General features: G+C 39.1%; 18 protein-coding genes and 1 pseudogene. 9 read left to right on the top strand and 10 right to left on the bottom strand.

Translation table 11 applies throughout. The features are described from left to right. The first annotated feature begins 2 nt into the window (after nt 1–2). The 5 genes from CH365_RS18840 (at nt 3) to CH365_RS18860 (ending at nt 3,746) form a co-directional block, all read left to right on the top strand. Nucleotides 3–596, top strand: coding sequence for a c-type cytochrome (locus CH365_RS18840; protein ID WP_100770096.1), 594 nt, complete (start codon nt 3–5; stop codon nt 594–596). Further along, nucleotides 596–1,819: a hypothetical protein gene (locus CH365_RS18845; protein ID WP_100770097.1), complete on the top strand. Its 1,224-nt coding sequence runs from the start codon at nt 596–598 to the stop codon at nt 1,817–1,819. The genes CH365_RS18840 and CH365_RS18845 overlap by 1 nt, the downstream gene beginning before the upstream one ends. 11 nt (nt 1,820–1,830) lie before the next feature. Then, nucleotides 1,831–2,355, top strand: a complete 525-nt coding sequence (locus tag CH365_RS18850) for an Lsa16 family lipoprotein adhesin (protein WP_100770098.1) — start codon at nt 1,831–1,833, stop codon at nt 2,353–2,355. Between the two features lie 96 nt (nt 2,356–2,451). After that, nucleotides 2,452–2,865 (top strand): hypothetical protein, encoded by a 414-nt coding sequence (locus CH365_RS18855; protein WP_100770153.1) that lies wholly within the window; start codon nt 2,452–2,454, stop codon nt 2,863–2,865. Between the two features lie 68 nt (nt 2,866–2,933). Further along, nucleotides 2,934–3,746 (top strand): Lp29 family lipoprotein, encoded by an 813-nt coding sequence (locus tag CH365_RS18860; RefSeq protein ID WP_100770099.1) that lies wholly within the window; start codon nt 2,934–2,936, stop codon nt 3,744–3,746. A 38-nt stretch (nt 3,747–3,784) separates the two neighbouring features. Here the strand turns inward: CH365_RS18860 and CH365_RS18865 are convergent. Further along, nucleotides 3,785–4,021, bottom strand: a pseudogene (locus CH365_RS18865) (hypothetical protein); the annotation flags it as partial. A 434-nt stretch (nt 4,022–4,455) separates the two neighbouring features. Here CH365_RS18865 and CH365_RS18870 point away from each other — a divergent pair. After that, nucleotides 4,456–5,601, top strand: a complete 1,146-nt coding sequence (locus tag CH365_RS18870; RefSeq protein ID WP_100770101.1) for a DUF1577 domain-containing protein — start codon at nt 4,456–4,458, stop codon at nt 5,599–5,601. 1 nt (nt 5,602) lies between these two features. On the opposite strand, the gene CH365_RS18875 is transcribed toward CH365_RS18870, so the two are convergent. The 3 genes from CH365_RS18875 to CH365_RS18885 are packed head-to-tail and all read right to left on the bottom strand — an operon-like array spanning nt 5,603 to nt 8,797. Next, nucleotides 5,603–7,900 carry a DNA polymerase domain-containing protein gene (locus tag CH365_RS18875; RefSeq protein ID WP_100770102.1) on the bottom strand — a complete coding sequence of 766 codons (2,298 nt, stop codon included), beginning with the start codon at nt 7,898–7,900 and terminating at the stop codon, nt 5,603–5,605. After that, on the bottom strand, nt 7,897–8,157 hold the full coding sequence (locus tag CH365_RS18880; protein WP_100770103.1) for a DUF8156 family protein: 261 nt from the start codon (nt 8,155–8,157) through the stop codon (nt 7,897–7,899). The genes CH365_RS18875 and CH365_RS18880 overlap by 4 nt, the downstream gene beginning before the upstream one ends. Beyond that, nucleotides 8,150–8,797 carry a hypothetical protein gene (locus CH365_RS18885; RefSeq protein WP_100770104.1) on the bottom strand — a complete coding sequence of 216 codons (648 nt, stop codon included), beginning with the start codon at nt 8,795–8,797 and terminating at the stop codon, nt 8,150–8,152. The genes CH365_RS18880 and CH365_RS18885 overlap by 8 nt, the downstream gene beginning before the upstream one ends. A 134-nt stretch (nt 8,798–8,931) precedes the next feature. On the opposite strand from CH365_RS18885, the gene CH365_RS18890 reads away from it, so the two are divergent. Next, nucleotides 8,932–9,453 carry a Pycsar system effector family protein gene (locus tag CH365_RS18890; RefSeq protein ID WP_100770105.1) on the top strand — a complete coding sequence of 174 codons (522 nt, stop codon included), beginning with the start codon at nt 8,932–8,934 and terminating at the stop codon, nt 9,451–9,453. Nucleotides 9,454–9,553: 100 nt separating this feature from the next. Here CH365_RS18890 and CH365_RS18895 read toward each other — a convergent pair whose 3' ends face one another. The 5 genes from CH365_RS18895 to CH365_RS18915 form a co-directional block, all read right to left on the bottom strand. Continuing rightward, nucleotides 9,554–10,756, bottom strand: coding sequence for an acyltransferase family protein (locus CH365_RS18895; protein ID WP_100770106.1), 1,203 nt, complete (start codon nt 10,754–10,756; stop codon nt 9,554–9,556). Between the two features lie 112 nt (nt 10,757–10,868). Continuing rightward, a complete protein-coding gene (locus tag CH365_RS18900; protein ID WP_100770107.1) occupies nt 10,869–12,842 on the bottom strand; it encodes a hypothetical protein in 1,974 nt (657 codons plus the stop codon). 130 nt (nt 12,843–12,972) lie between these two features. After that, nucleotides 12,973–14,184, bottom strand: a complete 1,212-nt coding sequence (locus CH365_RS18905) for an acyltransferase family protein (RefSeq protein WP_100770108.1) — start codon at nt 14,182–14,184, stop codon at nt 12,973–12,975. A gap of 28 nt (nt 14,185–14,212) precedes the next feature. Continuing rightward, nucleotides 14,213–15,460 carry a serine hydroxymethyltransferase gene (gene glyA / locus CH365_RS18910; RefSeq protein WP_100770109.1) on the bottom strand — a complete coding sequence of 416 codons (1,248 nt, stop codon included), beginning with the start codon at nt 15,458–15,460 and terminating at the stop codon, nt 14,213–14,215. A gap of 25 nt (nt 15,461–15,485) precedes the next feature. After that, nucleotides 15,486–16,319 (bottom strand): lipoate--protein ligase family protein, encoded by an 834-nt coding sequence (locus CH365_RS18915; protein WP_100770154.1) that lies wholly within the window; start codon nt 16,317–16,319, stop codon nt 15,486–15,488. A 417-nt stretch (nt 16,320–16,736) separates the two neighbouring features. Between CH365_RS18915 and CH365_RS18920 the strand changes: the two genes are divergently transcribed. Beyond that, nucleotides 16,737–17,303: an SGNH/GDSL hydrolase family protein gene (locus tag CH365_RS18920; RefSeq protein WP_244283318.1), complete on the top strand. Its 567-nt coding sequence runs from the start codon at nt 16,737–16,739 to the stop codon at nt 17,301–17,303. Further along, nucleotides 17,300–18,094, top strand: coding sequence for a hypothetical protein (locus CH365_RS18925; RefSeq protein ID WP_100770111.1), 795 nt, complete (start codon nt 17,300–17,302; stop codon nt 18,092–18,094). Before CH365_RS18920 ends, CH365_RS18925 begins: the two co-directional genes overlap by 4 nt. 108 nt (nt 18,095–18,202) lie before the next feature. On the opposite strand, the gene CH365_RS18930 is transcribed toward CH365_RS18925, so the two are convergent. Further along, nucleotides 18,203–19,042, bottom strand: a complete 840-nt coding sequence (locus CH365_RS18930) for a rhomboid family intramembrane serine protease (RefSeq protein ID WP_100770112.1) — start codon at nt 19,040–19,042, stop codon at nt 18,203–18,205. Nucleotides 19,043–19,086: the final 44 nt, after the last annotated feature.

Genomic DNA, 19,086 nt, shown 5'->3' on the forward strand with positions numbered 1-19,086 from the left:
TGATGATTTCACTGCAAAGAATTTTTGCTCTTTCTCTCGCGGGTTTGATCCTATGGAACTGCGAGTCTAAGACTCCTCCAATGGAGTACATGCCGGATATGGCTGATTCTCCAGCAAGAGAGGCTCAGGAAGCGGACTCTAATTTTCCGAACAATACTTCCTTACGCCTTCCTCCTGTGGGAGCAGTTCCTCAAGGATATTACCCTTACGAGTATGCGGGTATGCTGGATCTCAACAAGCTTCCAAATAAAGGTTTAGCAAATCCTTTTAAAGGTGATTTGGCTAATCTTCAAAAAGGGGAGATCAAATACCAAACGTATTGTAGCCCTTGTCATGGTGTTCGAGGACAAGGAAATGGAACCGTAGTAGGTCCAGCTCCACGTTTGAATATGGCTCAAGGCGACGGAAGTCCAATGGCTGCACTTACATCTGCAATCGCTAAAGGTTATTCCGACGGACAGATCTATCATATCATCACCGAAGGAAAAGGAGCTATGAAAAGTTATGCTTCTCAGGTTCCTTCCGAGGATCGTTGGAAAATCATATTATATGTTCGTAAATTACAAGAATACGACAACAGAACGGCTGGTAAATAATGGAAGTTAAAGTAGAACAAAACTTAATCAACTTTAAGTTGGATTCCAAAACCAGAAACGCTCTGGTCGGAATGATTCTAGTAGGTTTAGTAAGCTTAGGCCTTGCAACTTTCGGTCTTGGACATCCTGAACTTCGTCATGAAGGCGGTCATTCCAATCCGGCATGGTCTGCATACTTGGTGGGTGTATTTTTCATTTTGGGAATTACACTTGCAGGGATCTTCTTTACTTCTTTGGCACATATTACAGGTGCACATTGGCCGGTAACTCTTCGTAGAATTTCCGAAACGTATGGATTATTCGTCCCGGTTGCAGCGGTCCTTCTTCTTGTTCTGATCTTAGGAGCTCATGATCTATATGAGTGGACTCACGCAGAAGTTGTAGAAGCGGACAAACTTCTAAAACACAAAAAGCCACTTTTGAATATCGGATTCTTCTCCGCGATGGTGGTTGTTTTAGGAGCAGCTTGGTCTACCTTTGGATACTTATTCTATAAGAAATCCGTAACTCAGGACAGCGACAAAGACGTTAAGCACACTCAGTTTAATGCGAAGTTAGCCGGAGGATATATTATATTCTTCGCACTATCTTTCTCCTTAGTTTCCATCATGTTGGTAATGTCTCTTACTCCACACTGGTTCTCCACCATGTTCGGAGTTTATTGCTTCGCAGGAGCTTATCAGGCAGGACTTTCTTCTTTCATAATCATGGCTTATTACCTGAAGAAGAAAGGATTTTTAGGAAACCTGGTGAACGAAAACCATATCCACGACTTGGGAAAATTCTTACTCGGATTCACAGTATTCTGGGCTTATGTTGGTTTCTCTCAGTTTATGTTGATCTGGTATGCTTCCATTCCGGAAGAAACTTTCTTCTATGAGCAAAGACTAACCGGTGGATGGGAATATTTGACTCTGGCATTGCCTGCGATTAAGTTTGCAGTTCCTTTCTTACTTCTTTTAAACCGTCCAAACAAAAGAGACATCGACTTCTTAGTAAAAGTTGCTCTTTGGGTTATCTTTACTCAGGCTACCGAAATTTTCTGGTTAGTTTATCCCGCTAATTTCGTGAATTTCTCCTTCGGAGGATACTTGGTATCTTTAGGAGCAGTAGTAGGAGTGATTGGAGTATTCGGTCTGGTTGTTCTGAAAAGATTAGAAAAAGCTCCTTTGATTCCGGTGGGAGATCCGAGATTGGAAGACTCTTTACACCATCACCAATAAGGAAAAGGATCATGAAAAAATTAGTATTAAATATTACGATCCTCGGAATTGCAGCTCTCGCTTTGGGAGCTTGTTCTAACACCGCTCAAATTGTAGGGAATATTAACTGCCCTACATTAGAAAAAGGTAAATTAGATCCTAAGGTCGGGATTCTTTCTGACGAGCAACCGGGTTCTGTTCAAGTGGAACTACTTCCCGTTGGAACTGTAGTAAAGGTTTATGATTACAGAAACCATTATTACATCGCGAAAAAATTGGTCCGTATTAAGACCGAGAAAAACGAAGGCTGGGTAGACCCGGTTTGTTTGGTAGTTGCTCAGAATCCTGACGATTCCGTTTTCAAATGGGGATATCGTTCCGATTATAAACCTTTCTTAGACAGAGAAGATAGAGACAGATATAATTATAAAAACGATCCTAACGCAGGACCTGATTCAAAAGGAAAATCTGCAGACGGATTCGAATTTGATGTCTACAGAAACCTTCCGAAAGATAAGGTCCCTCTGGCAGATCTGGCACCTGAGCTGAAAAAGTAAAAGAAGAACGTTCTTTTATCCGTTTCAAAATTCACAAAGCCCCCTCCGAATTTGATTCGTTGGGGGATTTTTTTTGCATAATTGAGAGTAGATATTATGAATAAAAAGATACTGATTAGAAAGTTAGCTGCAGGGTTACTTCTTTTATTTTTCTCCTGTTCTATTATTTTTCATACGATCATTATTTCCGGTGCAGTCCCTTTTTCCATAGTTTGGGGAGGAAAATTGGAAACCTGGGAACAGATGATCCTATTTGAATCTATTTCTATTCTTTTAAATTCTATCTTTCTGATAGTGATTTCACTCGACTCCAAATATATCAAGCTTCCAATTCCTCAATGGGTTGTTCGTATAACACTTTGGATCATGGTCGCTGTCTTTTCTCTGAATACTTTGGGTAATTTATTCTCTATCAATTCTACCGAGACTACACTATTCACTCCGGTTACTTTAGTGATCGCTCTATGCTGTCTAGCTTTGGTGTTGATTCCTTCAAAAGAAAAAGTTTGAGAATTTAATCCTTAAACGAGATAAATTTTTTACTGGAATCTTCCTGAAAACTCGTTTAGGGTTTCCAAATGCGTTTACTGGTTTTCTCATTATTCTTTTTATTTTTATCCAATGCCTGCGCTTCCAGATATTCTCTTACTCAAGCCGGAGATGTAGGAGCTCCAACAAAACAACCGACTAAAAAATTCAGGATCGCTTATTTAGGATTTAACACCTTTAAATCCACTAAGTTAAAAAATCCTGACGGGACGGTTGACTTCGAAGCTCTTTCCGATCCATATTCTCGAACGATCAAAGAGCCTATTGGGGGAAGTTTTCCGATCCCGGGAGAGAATAAACCAAACGGAATTAGAAAGGATTTATCTCAGGAGAAGGTTTCGAAATTCGTAAAATCTTTCTTAGAGATAACAGGACCTACTGGGATCAAAGAATTAGAAAAGTTTTTAGAAATCTCAAAAACAGGGCAGGATTACACATATTCGTTTAAAAATCTTCCTTATGATTATTATATCATGGGATTACACTATCCTGTTTTCGAAAAAACAAGGAATATAGGCCTGAACTTTGTAACGATCTTTTCCAGTTTGTTTAGTGTTGCTACATTGGGGATTTTACCTTCTTATGAAGCGTATGCCGCGAATACAAAAGTGTTAGTATATGATAAAAATTTGAATTTGATTAAAGAATTGGAATACGATAATAATTATTCGGTATGGAGGGCATTATGGATCTCTCCCAATCCAAAAGAATGTGGAATAGGAAGCCTGGAATGTTTAGGAATGTTCAGCCCTACGCTGGGGACAAATCCTCCTATGGTATTCGAAGTAAGTTCTCCTAAGATCAGCGCCGACCTAAGCGATTTTATAAATACTTTGAAGTAAGAAAAGACACCCGGGGATTTACTCCCCGGGATTCGAAGCTATTTAGCGAGAAGGGATGCTAGGTAACCTTTCTTATCGATAGGAGAATCGAAAATAGAAGCAGAACAAACTTTATAATTTACGGCAGTAGGGCAACTAGCCGTTCCTCCGATCTTACATCCTGACTTCTCACATTTTTTGCGACTTTCAGAAGTATCCGAACCTGAATAACTGCAATAGTCCCTACAATTGGAACTTGAACCTGAACCGCAGATATAACATCCGTCCGCATAAAGACCGAGTTTTGAATAAGCGGAAAGGATTAAAATAAGAAGTTGGACAATAAGTAACTTTTTCATATAGTCTCCGAATTCAAAATCTAATTAATAATTTATTTCCAAAATTAAAACTAGTCAACCGAATAATTTTTAGGAAGTATATTCTTTCATTTTATATTAGTTCCGTATCAAATTAAAACCGTTGGTCTACGAAAACATAGATAAAACTTACTTTTTTGAGGATTTTCCCCACAGTTCTCAAATTCCCCCGTTCGAGTGATACGTTAGTCGGCCGGTGTCCCCTAACGGATGAAATTTAGTAAAAAATTTTTTTCAAAAGAAGCCGATTTTATCGTAAAAAATGCGAAAACGAAAGACATTCCAAGAATAAATTGTGAGTCGGTTAATTCGAAAAGAATCAATTCGCTTATTAAAAGAAGCCCAGTCGGATTATGCAATATTTTGAAAAGAATTCCAGAACTTTAGATTATATCGTTTCCAAGGATCAGAAAAAGCATGTCATTCTGAAATATTTACTGGAACAGGAGCTTTCTCTTAAGATCTATCCTTTTGATAAAAAAGCGGTAATCAAAAAGTATTTGGAAGAGGATGAGAAAATCCTAATCCGTATGCCGGAAGACTGGGAGGAAATGGGGGAGAAGAAGGTCTCTTTATTCAAGATTCTGGCCAAGTATATAGAAATTGACTGTCAATACCTTCAAAAAGCGGAGAAGGACCTTTACCTTTTGAAGGTAGAAAGACTCGCTATCGCAAAATTGAATCGGGAAAGTCCAAGGGTCCAAGTCTTGAGCGGCAAGGCAGTCGTCACAAATTTAATCACTCCGAAAACGGTTATTGAAGCGAATATGTTCAATATTCCGACTTTGATAAAGGTGAATTTGGAAGATTATAAAAATCGCCTGAAAAAGAACAGCACTGATAATATAGTAATAGAGACGTTTAAACCCGGGTTGGATAGGAAATTCGAAATCGTTAAACGTTCTCGTAAGTCCTTATTGCTGGAAGATACACAAAACGCTAATTCTTATTCCGAATCAGGGCCTGATCGTTTGGATTATTCCAAGGATATCGATGATGATATCGGGACAATGATCCGAAAATTTAAGGACCAGAAAATTGTTTCGGAACTTATTCGCCCTATCATTTACAAAAACCATTCAGACCAACCGATCCCGATAGGTTATATCTGGATTCAAAGTAAGGATAAAAAGCTGAGTTCGGATTATCTTTCGGAACTGGGGAAACTTTCCGATGAGGTTGTTGGGAGGATCAAAGAATCTAATACAATTAAGACTACAGAAAAATTCAAGGTTTTGGATGCTTCTGCCAAGGGACTTAAAGTGAAGATCGATGACCCGAATCTTATCGATACCTTAACTAAGCAGGAAGATTTTATCTTCGATGTTCTTTTTAAGATGCAGGCACCTTTGACTGTTTCTGCAGCGATCCGTTGGTGGGGAAAAGACGAGGATGGGCATTTAACTCTAGGCTTGGAATTTAAAGGGAAATCGGATCATCCTGGAGAGAGAGACAGGTATATTAAGAATCTAGAATTGATGCAAAAGGGTGCTCTTTAATTTAGAAATCGAATCTTCCTTGAGGGTCTATAAGGGAATCAAAATCCTTGAAGGATGCAAATTCTGCCCAAACTTCTCTGAAGACCCCGGCTAACATTTTTCTATAATATTCTTTGTCGAAACCTGTATTTTTGATCTTGTTCGGATAGAGTTGTAATTCTTCTTCAGGCATATATCTTCTGTCCTTGGTTTTAGCTCTTTGGTTCAATACTAAGTATTTTATTTTTTCTCCTGCTTGCACATCCATTCCGAAATCCTTAAGTTTCATCATGGAAAGTGCGGTAGCTCCCATTACTTCGTATTCTTCCAATTCTCTGGAGCTGGATTTGACAAGCAGTAGATTTTCGGGCGTAATATGGTTTTGACGGATCATGGCATCGTATTTATGATAGATGGCTAAAATTTCGGATTCGGATTCTTTCAGATCTTGGATACTAATCTTAGTTTTCATCCATTCCAACATTTCATATTGGGCGCTTGTGATAAAGGTCGGTAGGTCCTTTCTTCTGGCTCCAATTCCTCTACATTTCAATTTTCCGGATTGGAATCTTCCCATGTACCTATTTGCCACAGGCATTTCAGAATCTTGACTGGAAGGAGGAAAAAGTAACCAGCTATAGATTCCATCTACTTCCATTCTGATCCCGGTTCGTTTTTGTATTTCTAAACACAGAGAATCCAATTCAGAGGAAGTTAATGGAGAAGAATTATAGTTTTTAATAAATATACTGTCGGTGATCGCATGAACGAATTCATAGCCGAATTCTTCTGCGGTCTCTTTTGCGAGTAGAAGTTTTTCTCTTCCGAAAGCGTTTACACTTTCGTGACTTTCTAATCTTCCGAATTTTGCATTCCTATAACCCAAATATCCGAAAGAAGTGACTAACATCCATTTTAAACTGGCTTGTTTTGCTTCATAATTTGCCAATTGTTCTCCGGAGCTGATCTTGGATTGTTTTTTGTAATAGGCTCTTCTCTCTAAGACATGCTCTAAGGCTTCAGAAACTACTCCTTTACGTTTATTGCATATACGATATCCTATATCCGGAGCCTTCGGAACTGTTTCGTCGTTGCTACAACATAAGCAGTTCACACATTCTGGAGAAATATTATGCATTGCCATGATGCTGGGATACATCTGAGCAAAGTCCAATTGGGCGACATTCTCCGCCGTTTTTCCATAGCTGATATCCGGCTGAAAAACTAATCCTCCTTTGTCCGCCTCCAATAATTGGAGCGCCGTTTTAGGAGCTTCTACCGCACTTTTTTGCCAAGGAACCAGATAGCCTCTTCTTAAGGCCACATCCGTTTCAATATAGGTGAGTGCCTTGCCTGTGGATGCTCTTGCCATTTTTTGCATAGGGAGTCTGGAAAGTCTCGCGAGTTCTACAACTCCCATTAGATCTGCTTCCTTATATACGAAACTGTTTTTGGAATCAATATGCCATCTTCCGAATAAAGGATAAGAAGGTGCTCTAAACACTATATTTCCATAAGTAAAATAACTGGTTCCTTTGGTGCTGATATTTCTTCGGATGGGAGTGGTCCTATCTCTGTCCAGTGCGGGCAGAAATCCTTGTTTTTGGGATTGGTAGAATAAATAAGGTAGAATGACCTGGTCTCCGTACCGGGTCAGAAGAATATCCGGATCTTCTTCTTTTAAAAGTATATCTAATTTTTCTAATAATCTCCTGGGATTTGTTCCGGACAATTCATGGTAATCCGTTTCGGTTCTTACGATCAAAGGATTATTTTCTATATTGATCCTATGGCTTTTTTTGAGTTCCAAACGTATGATCTTGAATTTGGGAACTTCATAATCCATTTCTTTAGGAGAGTCTTCCGTTCTGATATTTACGACCCTTTTTGCTCCAGGATCTTCAGTGTAATCGATCTCCATTTTGCATAAAGGAAATAGACCTTTCTGAAACATGTAACTGGTCGGAAGATCCAGATCAGAATGATAAATCTCGAATTTTCCATATAGAGCGAATAATTTACGGCTGATTTTGGGAAGGATAGAAGGTCTGGTGATTATAATTTTTAGGACTGGAACTGTTTTATTTTCGTAGAATAGGTTTCTATTTTCGTAAACCGGAATTTCTTGGATGGCATCTAATTCGAAAAGACGTTTTACTAATTTTTTAAGTAGATCAGCCTCTCCTCTTGCATATATGATCGGATAAAATTTATCTAAAAAAAGTTGGGATTCACCTTTTTCATTTTTTAACCAAAGATATACCATGTCCTCCGCATGATAAACGTCGAACAGATATCCTTTGGTAGTTCGGAGATTCATTCTTGTTTCCGAAGATCTTCCGATTCTTTTTTTAATCTGAGTATTTCCTTTTTTAAATCGATCATCATTGTAAGAAGCATGATATCGATCGGATAGGGAGAAGAAGCCATTACCCCCGCTTGTACCTGAAGTTTTGCAGTTCGAATCAATTCATCAAAAATTTCCTGGTCCGGTTTACGAAGTCCTCTCCTGTATTGTCCAAGACTAGACTCGATATACTGCATTTGTCTGGAATATGGAATAACCGTCCTACCCATAAATAAACTCCTGTTTGGAATTCGGATCTGTTTCGATCTCGTATATAGATTTCGCTTTTCTGATCTTAAGATAAGAATGACCTTCGACCACGTTTAATTCCCAAAGATCTTCGGAGAGTTCGACTAACTTAGGAAAAATTTTTTGAAAGTTGGGATGAGTGTATTTTGTGGATTCCACAAGTACGATAGGAATCTGTCTGGAACGTATACGTTCCAATAATAATACCAATTTTTCCAAAAGGAAAAGGCCTTCGTCGTCTTGCACATCTCCATCGAAGAATTGTTTGCAGGGAGCTAGGATAAAATAGATCGTATTTTCTTTTCTAGAAGAATAGATTTCCTGGACGGAATCCAAGATTTGATAAGGAGTGAATGCTCTCTGGACCAGGATTTTTTCCAAAAGAGCCTCGGGGGATACTCTTCTTTTTCTAGTCTCTTCGGTGATAGTGAATACATCGAAACGAATGGCACAGTCCAAGTTAAAGACCTGGAATCCGGAAACGGCAAATGCGTATTCCCAAAGAAGCGCCAATTTATAGATACCCTGTCTTCCTGTTAAAAGCCCGACATTATCCCTGCTCCAGCCTAGTACCGGACGAAACAACTGGTCTTGGAAACCCTCCAGGGGACCTAAATACATATATACTATATAAACGATACGTTTAAATATGTAAAGTGAAATGGAGTGTGGGAATTCCAAAAAGAAAACTTTGGGCTATGGACTATTGCAATTATGTCTTGTCTTAAAAAATTTTCCAAAATCCTTGGAGCTATATGGAATCAGATCATTTTAAAACGGTCCGTGCTCGTTCTGCAGTAGATTATCTTTTTAGGACCGTTCACCAACATCATTCTCAGCTCAGCCAGATGGCGGACCAAAAGGCGAATATTTTGATCGCCGCATCATTCGTAATACTCTCACTTTCTTTGGGCTACGTCCAAAGGCCGGTCTATAGAACAGGTTTACTCACTCTGATGGTATTTATTGTAATCGCGGCAATCTTGGCGATACTTGCGGTGATGCCCACGTTCAAACAGAAAAAGAACGGCCAAATAAATCCTTTGTTTTTCGGGCATTTTGCTCCGTTGAGTGAAAAAGAATTTATGACCAAGATGGAAGATATCGCTTCGGAAGATTCTTCTTTGTATGAAGCCTTGACTAGAGATTTATATAATTTGGGAAAATCTCTCTACTTTACAAAATATAGATATTTGAGATGGAGTTATCGTTGTCTTCTCGTAGGAGTTACTTCTTCCATGATCTTAATATTCTTGGAAATTAAAGGAATTATCTAATACTATATTTCCATAAAAGAATCTAAAATCTCTCTTAGAGTCGCGAGTTATGGAAATTTGCAAACTTTAGAAGAATGCGAGAAATCCAAAAGATAGGTCCCTAGTTCGGGACCATTGTTTCGTTTTTCTTTTGTTTCATTCTTTTGACTAGATAATCTCTAAGCGCTAAGAAAGGTCTTTCGGTTATGTAAAAGATCGGAATACAGATTACGAAAGACACTATAATTGCAAAAAGTCCGAACAAGAAAAATTGTCCCAAGCTTAAACTTCCTGGGATTTTTGATCCAAAAATTATTCCGAGTGCGACTGCTGTGCAAGGTGTATGCCATAGATACATTGTATAGCTGATCCTCGAGAAAGGTCTAAAAATCGTAAGACTAAAAAGCCGATTGATAAAACCTTCTTTCCATAAAGCTAATATGAATAGAGAGGAATATCCTAAATGGAATCCGGTGAAATTGAAAACCAAACCCCAGCCAACTCTTTCCGTTAAATAGGCAAAACTTAAGAACAAGACTGCTCCAAAACCTAACAGATAAGAGAATTTGGGATTTTTCGATGTTAAAAAATCGGGTTTCCAAAATACTAATTCCGCGATCAGCATTCCGCAAATTAAGGTATCGAACCTCGTTTCAGTATGATAAAGTATGACAGCTTCCGTCAGTCCGAAAGACATGTATATGAATCTTATAAATAACGGGAGGAAAAATAATCCCAATAATGTAATCCTTCTCAGTCGGTCCGGTATTTTAAAGAAAAATAAAAGACAAAGAGCTGGGATCACTAGATAGAATTGTTCTTCAATAGATAGGGACCAGCCATAAAGAAAGAGTCTATCATTGAAATAATTAGAAATATATAAAACATCTGCCCAAGAGTGAGAAATTGTGGAAGCTAATTTCTGTATCCCTGCAATTCCTTCAGGATGAAGATCCGGATGAGAGTTATAATAATTTAATATATTTTTAGAGTAAAAAAAGGAAGCGATAAGGCAAAGATAATAGGCCGGCATGATCCTAAGAGTTCTTTTTATATAGAACATTTTTAGATCCAGGGTATTTGTTTTCCTTTTTTCTTGTAATAATCCACTGTATATTAGGAAGCCACTTAGAATAAAAAATAAATCCACGCCCGTTCTAAGATTATGAAAAACGACCCTTACTAGAGGGTGTTCATAATTCAGCAAATGTAGCTTATCCGCGTGGTCCCAAAAATGGTACAATATTACCAAAAAAATAGATAATGCTCTTAAGCCGTTTAACGCGGGTATTTCTGATTCGTTTTTGGAGAATAAAAATTTCAACGGATGATTTCCTCGGATCGAGTTAAGCTAAAATCATAGAAAAAAGGAAATTCATATCGTGGAAACTATTTTCCATAAGAATCTAAGGATTCTTGGTCCGGCATCGTTCAGATCAGGACTTGATTTGGATAGGAACAAAACGATTCAGGATTTCCCTAACGACCCGATTGAGTCTGGGCTTTCCTTCCGCTTCTAAGAGGATCCAATAGGCATAGTCAATACTAAACATATCCTTGATATTCTTTCCAACTTTTACCCATTGTTGTTCTATTCTCTTTTTAGCCTCTATAGTTAGGTTTGGATTTTTTTGAAAATTTTCCAAATAAGAATAATATTCCGAGGTAAGAGAAGCGGGGATAGGATCCTTCCATTTTCTACCTCTCATACTTCTCTCCGTTTCCCATCGGAATTCTCCCAGGGTTTTAGTTACGACTAATGTGGCATTTTCAGTCATAACTACCGGAAATAATAATCTGCTGTAATCCTGATTACCGATACTCGTTTCTTGCCATAGAACACCTCTATTTCCGCTATAAGGAAGAAGGATACAATCTGCAAAAAATTCCTTTCTATACTGCTCGGTATGGCTTGGATCTGTATTAGAAATTGCAGTTACTTGTCTCTGGAAGATACTTGTGTCTATCTTTGAAACTCTTTCGGCATTCGATAAAATCTTATCAGTAAAAGTAAGATTCGCTTCCGTGGCGCCGTAAAACTGATCTTCGGAAAGAATAGGATATGCAAAATTCGGATTTAAGGAAATCCCTAAAAGCCCCATATAAAGTATGTTTTCTAATTCCCAATCCAGAATATGCAAAAGATATTCTTTATTCATAATATTCTTTGCTTCCGGTTCTTGGTTCCAGCGTAGATTAGATTTTTGGATCTGGTCGTAGGTTTGTCCCATATGATTTTGGGATGGATTCTTTTTGCCTGCAAGTATCAAGTTTAACCAGTCGGGAAGAAGATGAATAGAAAGTTTTACTTCCTGGTATTGTCGATCTGTCATTGAGGATTTTAATGTGGCAATAGCAAGTTCCAGGTCTTGCAGTCTTTTTGCAGAGAGCAAACCTTCGTCCAAAAAGAAAAAATAAATAAAAAGAAGTACAGGTTTTGGGATATTCGTTGTTTGGGAGCGGAATTTAATAAAACAAACTTTATATAGTCTTATTAATATTTTATAATCTTCTTGTCTGTGTCTTCTTCGTATCAACCCTGGATGCTCTTTGTATGCATGTACGAGTCGAGTGATCTCCTCACAAGTGCTTGCGTGAAGGCCGGAATACTCTAAAATTTGTGCCAGACTGTTTACATATTCATCCGGTATTATGCTAGGATGGGCAGGTCCTGCAGGGCTTGTTTTAGGAGTTTCGATCCATTCTTCTGTTTTTTTCTCGTCCAGTTCGGGAACTGTTTTGATCTGTAAGGTAAGATTTGTTCCCTCTTGAGAGATTAATATTGCTTCGGATTTGAGCCACTGTTTGTTCTCATCCGGAATTAGGATTTGCATTCTTTCATATCTTGTGAGAGAGAATGTGGCTCCTACTTTTTTGGTATAAATCCTGGCTCTTATCGCTTTATTTAAGGAATTCTCATCCAATTCTTGGATACCAAGTAAGGCCGGAAATCTTTCCTCGGAATCTGTTTCTAAAATAGCAGTGATAAAGTTTTTGGCAGTCGTTTTATGATCTTCTATCAAATGATCTAAAGTATGTATGATTAATATATCTTTCCATGCGGGAAGATTACTCTGCTCTGCAAGAAACTGTAAAAATTCAGGAAGGAAATGTTTTCTGTACCAAGAGGGATCTTCTGCTAATCGTTTTAAATCGAGATTGTCTACTTGGTCTAAGAACGTATGAAAAAGATTTGTATCCTTGGAATTGAAATGATGGAGCTGTAATTTAGATACGATCTTTGCTCTGTACTCTAATGCGAGACGGTTTTGTCCGCGCAGATAACGTTGCAATAGATATATTACGGTAAATAGAAGGACTAAAAAGATCGCTCCGCTGATAACGGGAGTCCAAGAGAACTCCGGCCAAATCAGGATAGGGTTTCCGGAATCCTGACCTAATATGAGCATAGAAAAATAGTAAATGGAATTATAAAGTAGTCAAGATGTTTACTGGGTCTGGAGGCTGAGAAGAGCGAGAATTGGGAGAAGGATGGCTGACTTCTCCGGAATTTTTCCCAGAGAAGTCGCAAATTCTAATCTAAATGGATTGTTGGGAGATTCCCGCTGTCTGTTTAGATTTCAAGTGAGCGATCCATTTATCTTTGAGGATTAAAAAAGGTCTCTCAATCAGATAAAATAAGATCACGCAGAATATAAAAGTAAATAACATTGCTACTAGGAAAGTAGCAAACGTTCTGGAATAACTCAGTGAATGAATTACTGTCCCGCACACTAAGGAGATTGCTGCAGAGGTCGGATATAAATGCCAAAGATACATTGTATAACTTACTCTTGCTATAGGACGAAATATAGGCAGGCTCAAGAATTTCGAGAAATATGAATTTTCCCAAAGACTAAGTAAAACAAGTCCAGCGAAACCAATGTTTAGACAATTATAAACATAAATTTGTGTGAGCGCGGTTCTCTCGGATAAAAATCCGATCGCTGTTAACGTGATAGACGCTATATATAACCCAATCCTAATAAACTTCTTTGTAGTAAAGTTTGCATAACTCGCAGAAAGATAAAATTCGGAGCATAACATCCCTGCGATAAGAGAATCAAACCTGGTCTCGCTATGTTGGTAGACCATATGTGGCGAGAAAATATTGAATTGAGAATATAAAATCCTGAAGAGGATCGGAAGGAAATACGAAGAAATTAAAAGGATCCGTCTGGCCTTATCCGATATTTTAAAGAAAAGAAGCGCACAGAGCGGCGGCAATATTATATAAAATTGTTCTTCGATGGAAAGTGACCATCCATAATCGAACATTCTTCCTTTTGTGTAGTTGGAAATATATAATAAATCGGCCCAGTAATAGGATATATTTTCAGTTAAGCTATTCTTTAAGAGAGTTTTTGAAGAATCAAGATGGGGTGCTGCGTTGAGTGATTTTAATATTCCACGCATGCTCACATACTGTACAAGCAGTAAGAAATAATATGCGGGAAAAATCCTTAACGATCTTTTTATATAAAAGAAAGAGAGTTTTATGTTACCATGTTTCGCTTTTTCTTTTAATAGATTCCCATAAATTAGAAATCCACTCAAAACAAAGAAAAGATCTATTCCTGCTGTAAGATTTTTTAAGGCAGTATCTAAGAGGACAGGAATATCAGGGATAAAATGATTCGCTCCGATCCATATATGAAGACCAATGATCATCATAATGGAAAAAGCTCTGATACCATTTAACGCAGGATATTCGTCGGACCGTTTTTCGGTTATATAAGAAAGAAACTTCATCTGTCCTCTTATTTTTTCTGTTTATAGTTTAATCTAAACGGAAATTAGTCATCGGGAATTGTTGGGTGATCTCTTTCACCCCAGCCTTGACTTTTTCTTTGGTCTTTTCGTCGTCCGGATTGTCCAAGAAATCACAAATCAGATTTCCTACTTTTTCTATATCAGGGGTCTTAAGTCCTCTAGTAGTAAGTGCAGGAGTTCCTAAACGAATTCCGGAAGCAACTGCCGGAGGATTTTTATCGAATGGGATCGCGTTTTTGTTCACAGTGACTCCCACTTCATCCAAGCCGTCCGCCGCTTTTGCACCGGTCAGTCCTTTTACGGATACATCAAGTAGGACAAGGTGATTGTCTGTTCCACCGCTCACCACTCTGAACCCTCTTTTTACGAAAACTTCTGCCAAAACTTTTGCGTTTGCGAGTACTGTTTCAATGTATTTTTTATAATCAGGGCTTAAAGCTTCTCCGAATGCTACCGCTTTTGCGGCGATCACATGCATTAAAGGTCCACCTTGGATCCCAGGGAACACTCTGGAGTTTAATACTTTCTCATTTTCTAATTTAGAAAGAATTAATCCACCTCTAGGTCCTCTGAGGGTTTTGTGAGTGGTAGTGGTAACATAATCAAAACTATCGATCGGAGAAGGATGGTAACCTGTAGCAACTAATCCGGAGATATGCGCTATGTCTGCCATAAGTTTTGCACCTACGGATTTTGCGATTTCTGCGAACTTATCAAAATCGATCGTTCTGGAATATGCAGAAGCACCTGCGACGATCAATTTAGGTTTATGTTCTTTTGCAAGAGATGCGAGTGCATCATAATCGATTGTTTCCGTTTTAGGGTCCACGCCGTAAGGGATCGGTTTATAATATTTTCCGCTGATGTTTACAGGAGAACCATGAGTTAAATGCCCTCCATGAGCCAGGTTCATTCCTAAGAAAGAATCCCCTGGTTCCATGGTCGCCAAGAAGACCGCCATGTTTGCCTGTGCCCCAGAATGGGGCTGAACGTTTGCGTATTCTGCTTTGAAGATTTTTTTGGCTCTTTCGATTGCCAGGGATTCGACAGCGTCCGCGTTGACGCATCCATTATAATATCTTTTTCCAGGATATCCTTCTGCATACTTATTGGTAAGTGTGGAAGTATAAGCTTCCAGAACTGGCCTGGATACGAAGTTTTCGGAAGCGATCATTTCCAGGTTTTGTTCCTGTCTTTGGTCTTCTGCTTGTAACGCTTTGAAAATTTCGGGGTCTTGTTGGGGAAGGTATTTCATTTTTTCCTCTGTGGTGCTGCGAGAATCATTCTCCCAGAATATAGCCTAGATCAGAATATTTTTCCTGGAACAGCCGATCTGCCACCTTGCGAATGTTTCGAAAGAAGGAAGGATCCGCTTCGGTACCTAGGATTTCAACCCCCAGATAATCCGCAAATAAAAGGGAAAGGTCTTGTTTGAATTTTCCTGGCGAAAAAGAGGCCGGTAAGGAGGTTACAAATTCCTGGTGAGTTCTGCCTTTTCTATATTCGGGCTCTTCCGGAGGATGGGGAAGGAGGTCCGACACCAATGGGATAAGCCTTGGATCCAAGATCAGGGTCCCATGTTGTACGATGCAGTTCTTCTTTCTGAACTGAGCGTTACCCGAAATCTTTTTCCATACATCTGGAGAAAGTTCTAAGGCCAGATCTGACTTTCCTTTACATTTTGTTTTGAGTCCTTGTTTGTTTAAGGCAGAAGATATCAGACCTAAGAATATATTATAAGAGTTAGAGACGGGATATAATTCCGGTTTTGCTTCTAAGGAAACAAAAAGGCTGAAGTTTAGATTCCATCCTGGCTCATGCACTACGGTCCCTCCGCCGCTTGCTCGTCGGGCCAAATACACCGGATCTGTAAGGGAAGGTTTTTTAGGAGCCTGCCTTTTGTTAAATTCGGTTAGGAAACTTTCTAAATTTTCTTTTCCTGCACTTAGTTCCGGTTTTTCGGAGAGACCCATTATGATGGACCTGGGTCCTTCCCAAAACCGAACCCCACCGGAATATCCTCCGGATACTAGTTGGACTGCGAGCGCTTCTTCCAAAGCTAGATTATAATAAGGTGTCCTAATGGATTTTTGGTCTAGTATAAAAGTTCGCACTTCGAGACCAGAGTCTATCAGACTATAGTTTTCGTCCATGGGTTTACTACGGACTGTAGTCCTCTTTTTTATATTTGAGAGTCGATTCCAATCTTTCATCCTATATCCTTCCTCAAGGAATATTTCCGGTTATTTGTTTCTATGTGAAATGAACTTCGTTCTAATATATATTATAAATAATTAATATTAAAGTAAGCTTTAAGTTTGGTTGAACTTCGGTCACCATTGCGTGATTTTTAATAAAATGGGAACATTCTTCTTTCTTCCCTTGTCCTAATTTATAGAGCATTATGAAAAATGAATATAAGTTATTTATTGGAGAAGTTGGAGCTTCTCTCTTTCTCTTCGAAAGCCAAGGGAGTTTTTAATCGGCTTTCAATTATTGTCCTCGCGTCGGCTCTTCTTTTGGGAGCCTGCGTGCAGGACAAGGATACTCATTCTAAAGAATCCAAACTGTACAAACCTAGTTTCGCTCTTTTCGGGGATAGTATCTCCGCTTATTGGCCTGTAGAAGAACAATTTCCCGAGTTCGAAACCTATAAGAAAGCATTTCCGGGCAGAAGGACTTACGAGATCCAAGAGGCCGCTAAAAACGAAACGGGAAGATATAGATCCTGCATGTTGAACGGCGGTGTAAACGATTTCCTGCATAATTATGAACCTACTTGGGAAGAGGTCGATGCCACCGTTCAGAGACAACTCAAAACATTAGAAATATTGAACGACCATTGTGATTATATCGTCGTTCTGAATGTATGGACTGTACAACTTCCTTGGCCGGTAAAAGCCGCCTCTATGATTAATTTAGAAATGAAGCAGAAGGTAACCTTTTTGCCAAGGATCGACCCCGAGGATCTGATCCATAGTGAGATGTTATTGGACGGTGGTCACCTTACGGATGAAGGATACGGGATTCTTTCCCAAAGAGTAAGAGAATATCTTAAGGCTACTTTACCCGAGTTTTGGTTGGAGTTCCTATTATGAAGTATGGACTCTTATTATTTCTGATTTTTCTAAGCCCTCTTGCTGAAATTTTAGGCTCGGATAAAATGGCGATACCTTATCCTGTTTGGGGACAATCCGTCGGAGTATATAATATTTTTGTAATGAGTGCTCAAGCGCAGGAATACAAAAATTCGAGGGATTCTGATCGGAACCGTAAAATTTCCCTGGATGGGGAACTTAAATTAGGGGATAATTTTTCTGTTTCTGCGGGTTACGGGTACGTAGACCAAGATTCTACAAAAAACACACCTTGGAGCGGTTGGGATAGATGGAGAGCGGGACTAAAGACATTCTTCACCTTCGGGATATTTTCGATCGGTGGGGGAGTGAACGTTTACGGACCTTCTGTATCCGAACCTTGGATCGGAGACAGAAATCCTGATCTTCTTTTGGTTCGTCCTCATCTGGGCTTTGTATTAGATTTTGGTAAAGTCAAGTTCCAAGCATTCGGTTTGTACGAGAGAGAAACCGATTCCAAGTTTAGGGATCCTGTCCAAGATAAATACTACCGTTATATGGAAGCCGGGGCTACTCTTTCTTATGAAACGAATTCGAACTGGATCCTTCTTCTGGAGACTACCTATCGTATGTCTGTCGAGGATACGATCCCTGCTCCTCGTTCCGATTCATTCAATCTTCATCCCGGAGTTCAATACAAGGTGGGGGATGGAGGAAGAATTTTCTTTAGCGGTTTATATGGAATGAGAAAAGATAATACGTATGACCAGGGTTTTAAAATGGGTTATCAGCAGATGTTCTCTTTCGAGTGATCGCCCACGGATTCGTTTAGCGCATCTTGTGCTTTACTCTACTCGCACTATGGTTATCTTCGCTCCCTAGGGGTCGCTCGATGGATCGATGGGAGGGCGCGGCAGAACTTATTCCTTCGCTTCGTAATATTTGGTGGAAGCTTCCTTCAGAAACTTTTTCTCTTTTTTGTTCAAAGAATTCATTCCTTCTTTGGAAATTTTTTCCAAGAGACGATCTACTTCTTCTTTTGCTTGTTCTCTGGTTTTCATCTCTTCTTGCCAGCGGACCATTTTTCTTTTTTGTCTCCATCTGGAAAAAGAGAAACTTGGAAACTTGAATCCGAATCTATATTTTACTTTAGTATAATATAAAAAGTAAAGCCCTCCCGCAGCGAAGCCTCCGAGTCCGTTTGCGATTGGAGTTCCCGATTGTAATCCTAAAAGTACTAAAACCACCAAGATTAAAGCTGCCAGATACTTTGCTTTGATAGGAAAAATACCCCAGAACAAAAGTTCTCTATTTGGCCAGATCAATGCGTAAGCAGTGATTAACCCGTAGAGGACTGCAGAAATACCAAGTACTGTCCCTTGTTGGAATCCGAAAAGAGAAGCAAGCACGGTAGCAACCCCGCCTCCAAAGATACAGAACATAAAATAACGTAAAAAATTTCTGGACCCCCAATGAGACTCTAACGCAGACCCGAACATCCAAAATGCGAACATCTCGAATAAGAATCCGATTAACATATTAGGGGAATGGAAGAAACTGTAAGTCAATAGCTGCCAGCCGAAAAACTTTTCTAGGACAAGGCCGGGAGTCAGTCCGAATAGCCCAAGAATGGCTAAAAGTATGGGTTGGGCCACCAGGCTTAGAATAAACTCTATCCCGAAAATCGCTATATTTAGGATCAAAAGTTTACGAACGAGTGGAGAGGTTGAGACACCGAATCCGCTAGAGAAAGACGCCATTGACTCCCTAGTTTTCTTTTTTCCTTTCGAACGACAACCTAAAT

The sequence above is a fragment of the Leptospira neocaledonica genome (assembly GCF_002812205.1).
GTDB classification, from domain to species: Bacteria; Spirochaetota; Leptospiria; order Leptospirales; family Leptospiraceae; genus Leptospira_B; species Leptospira_B neocaledonica.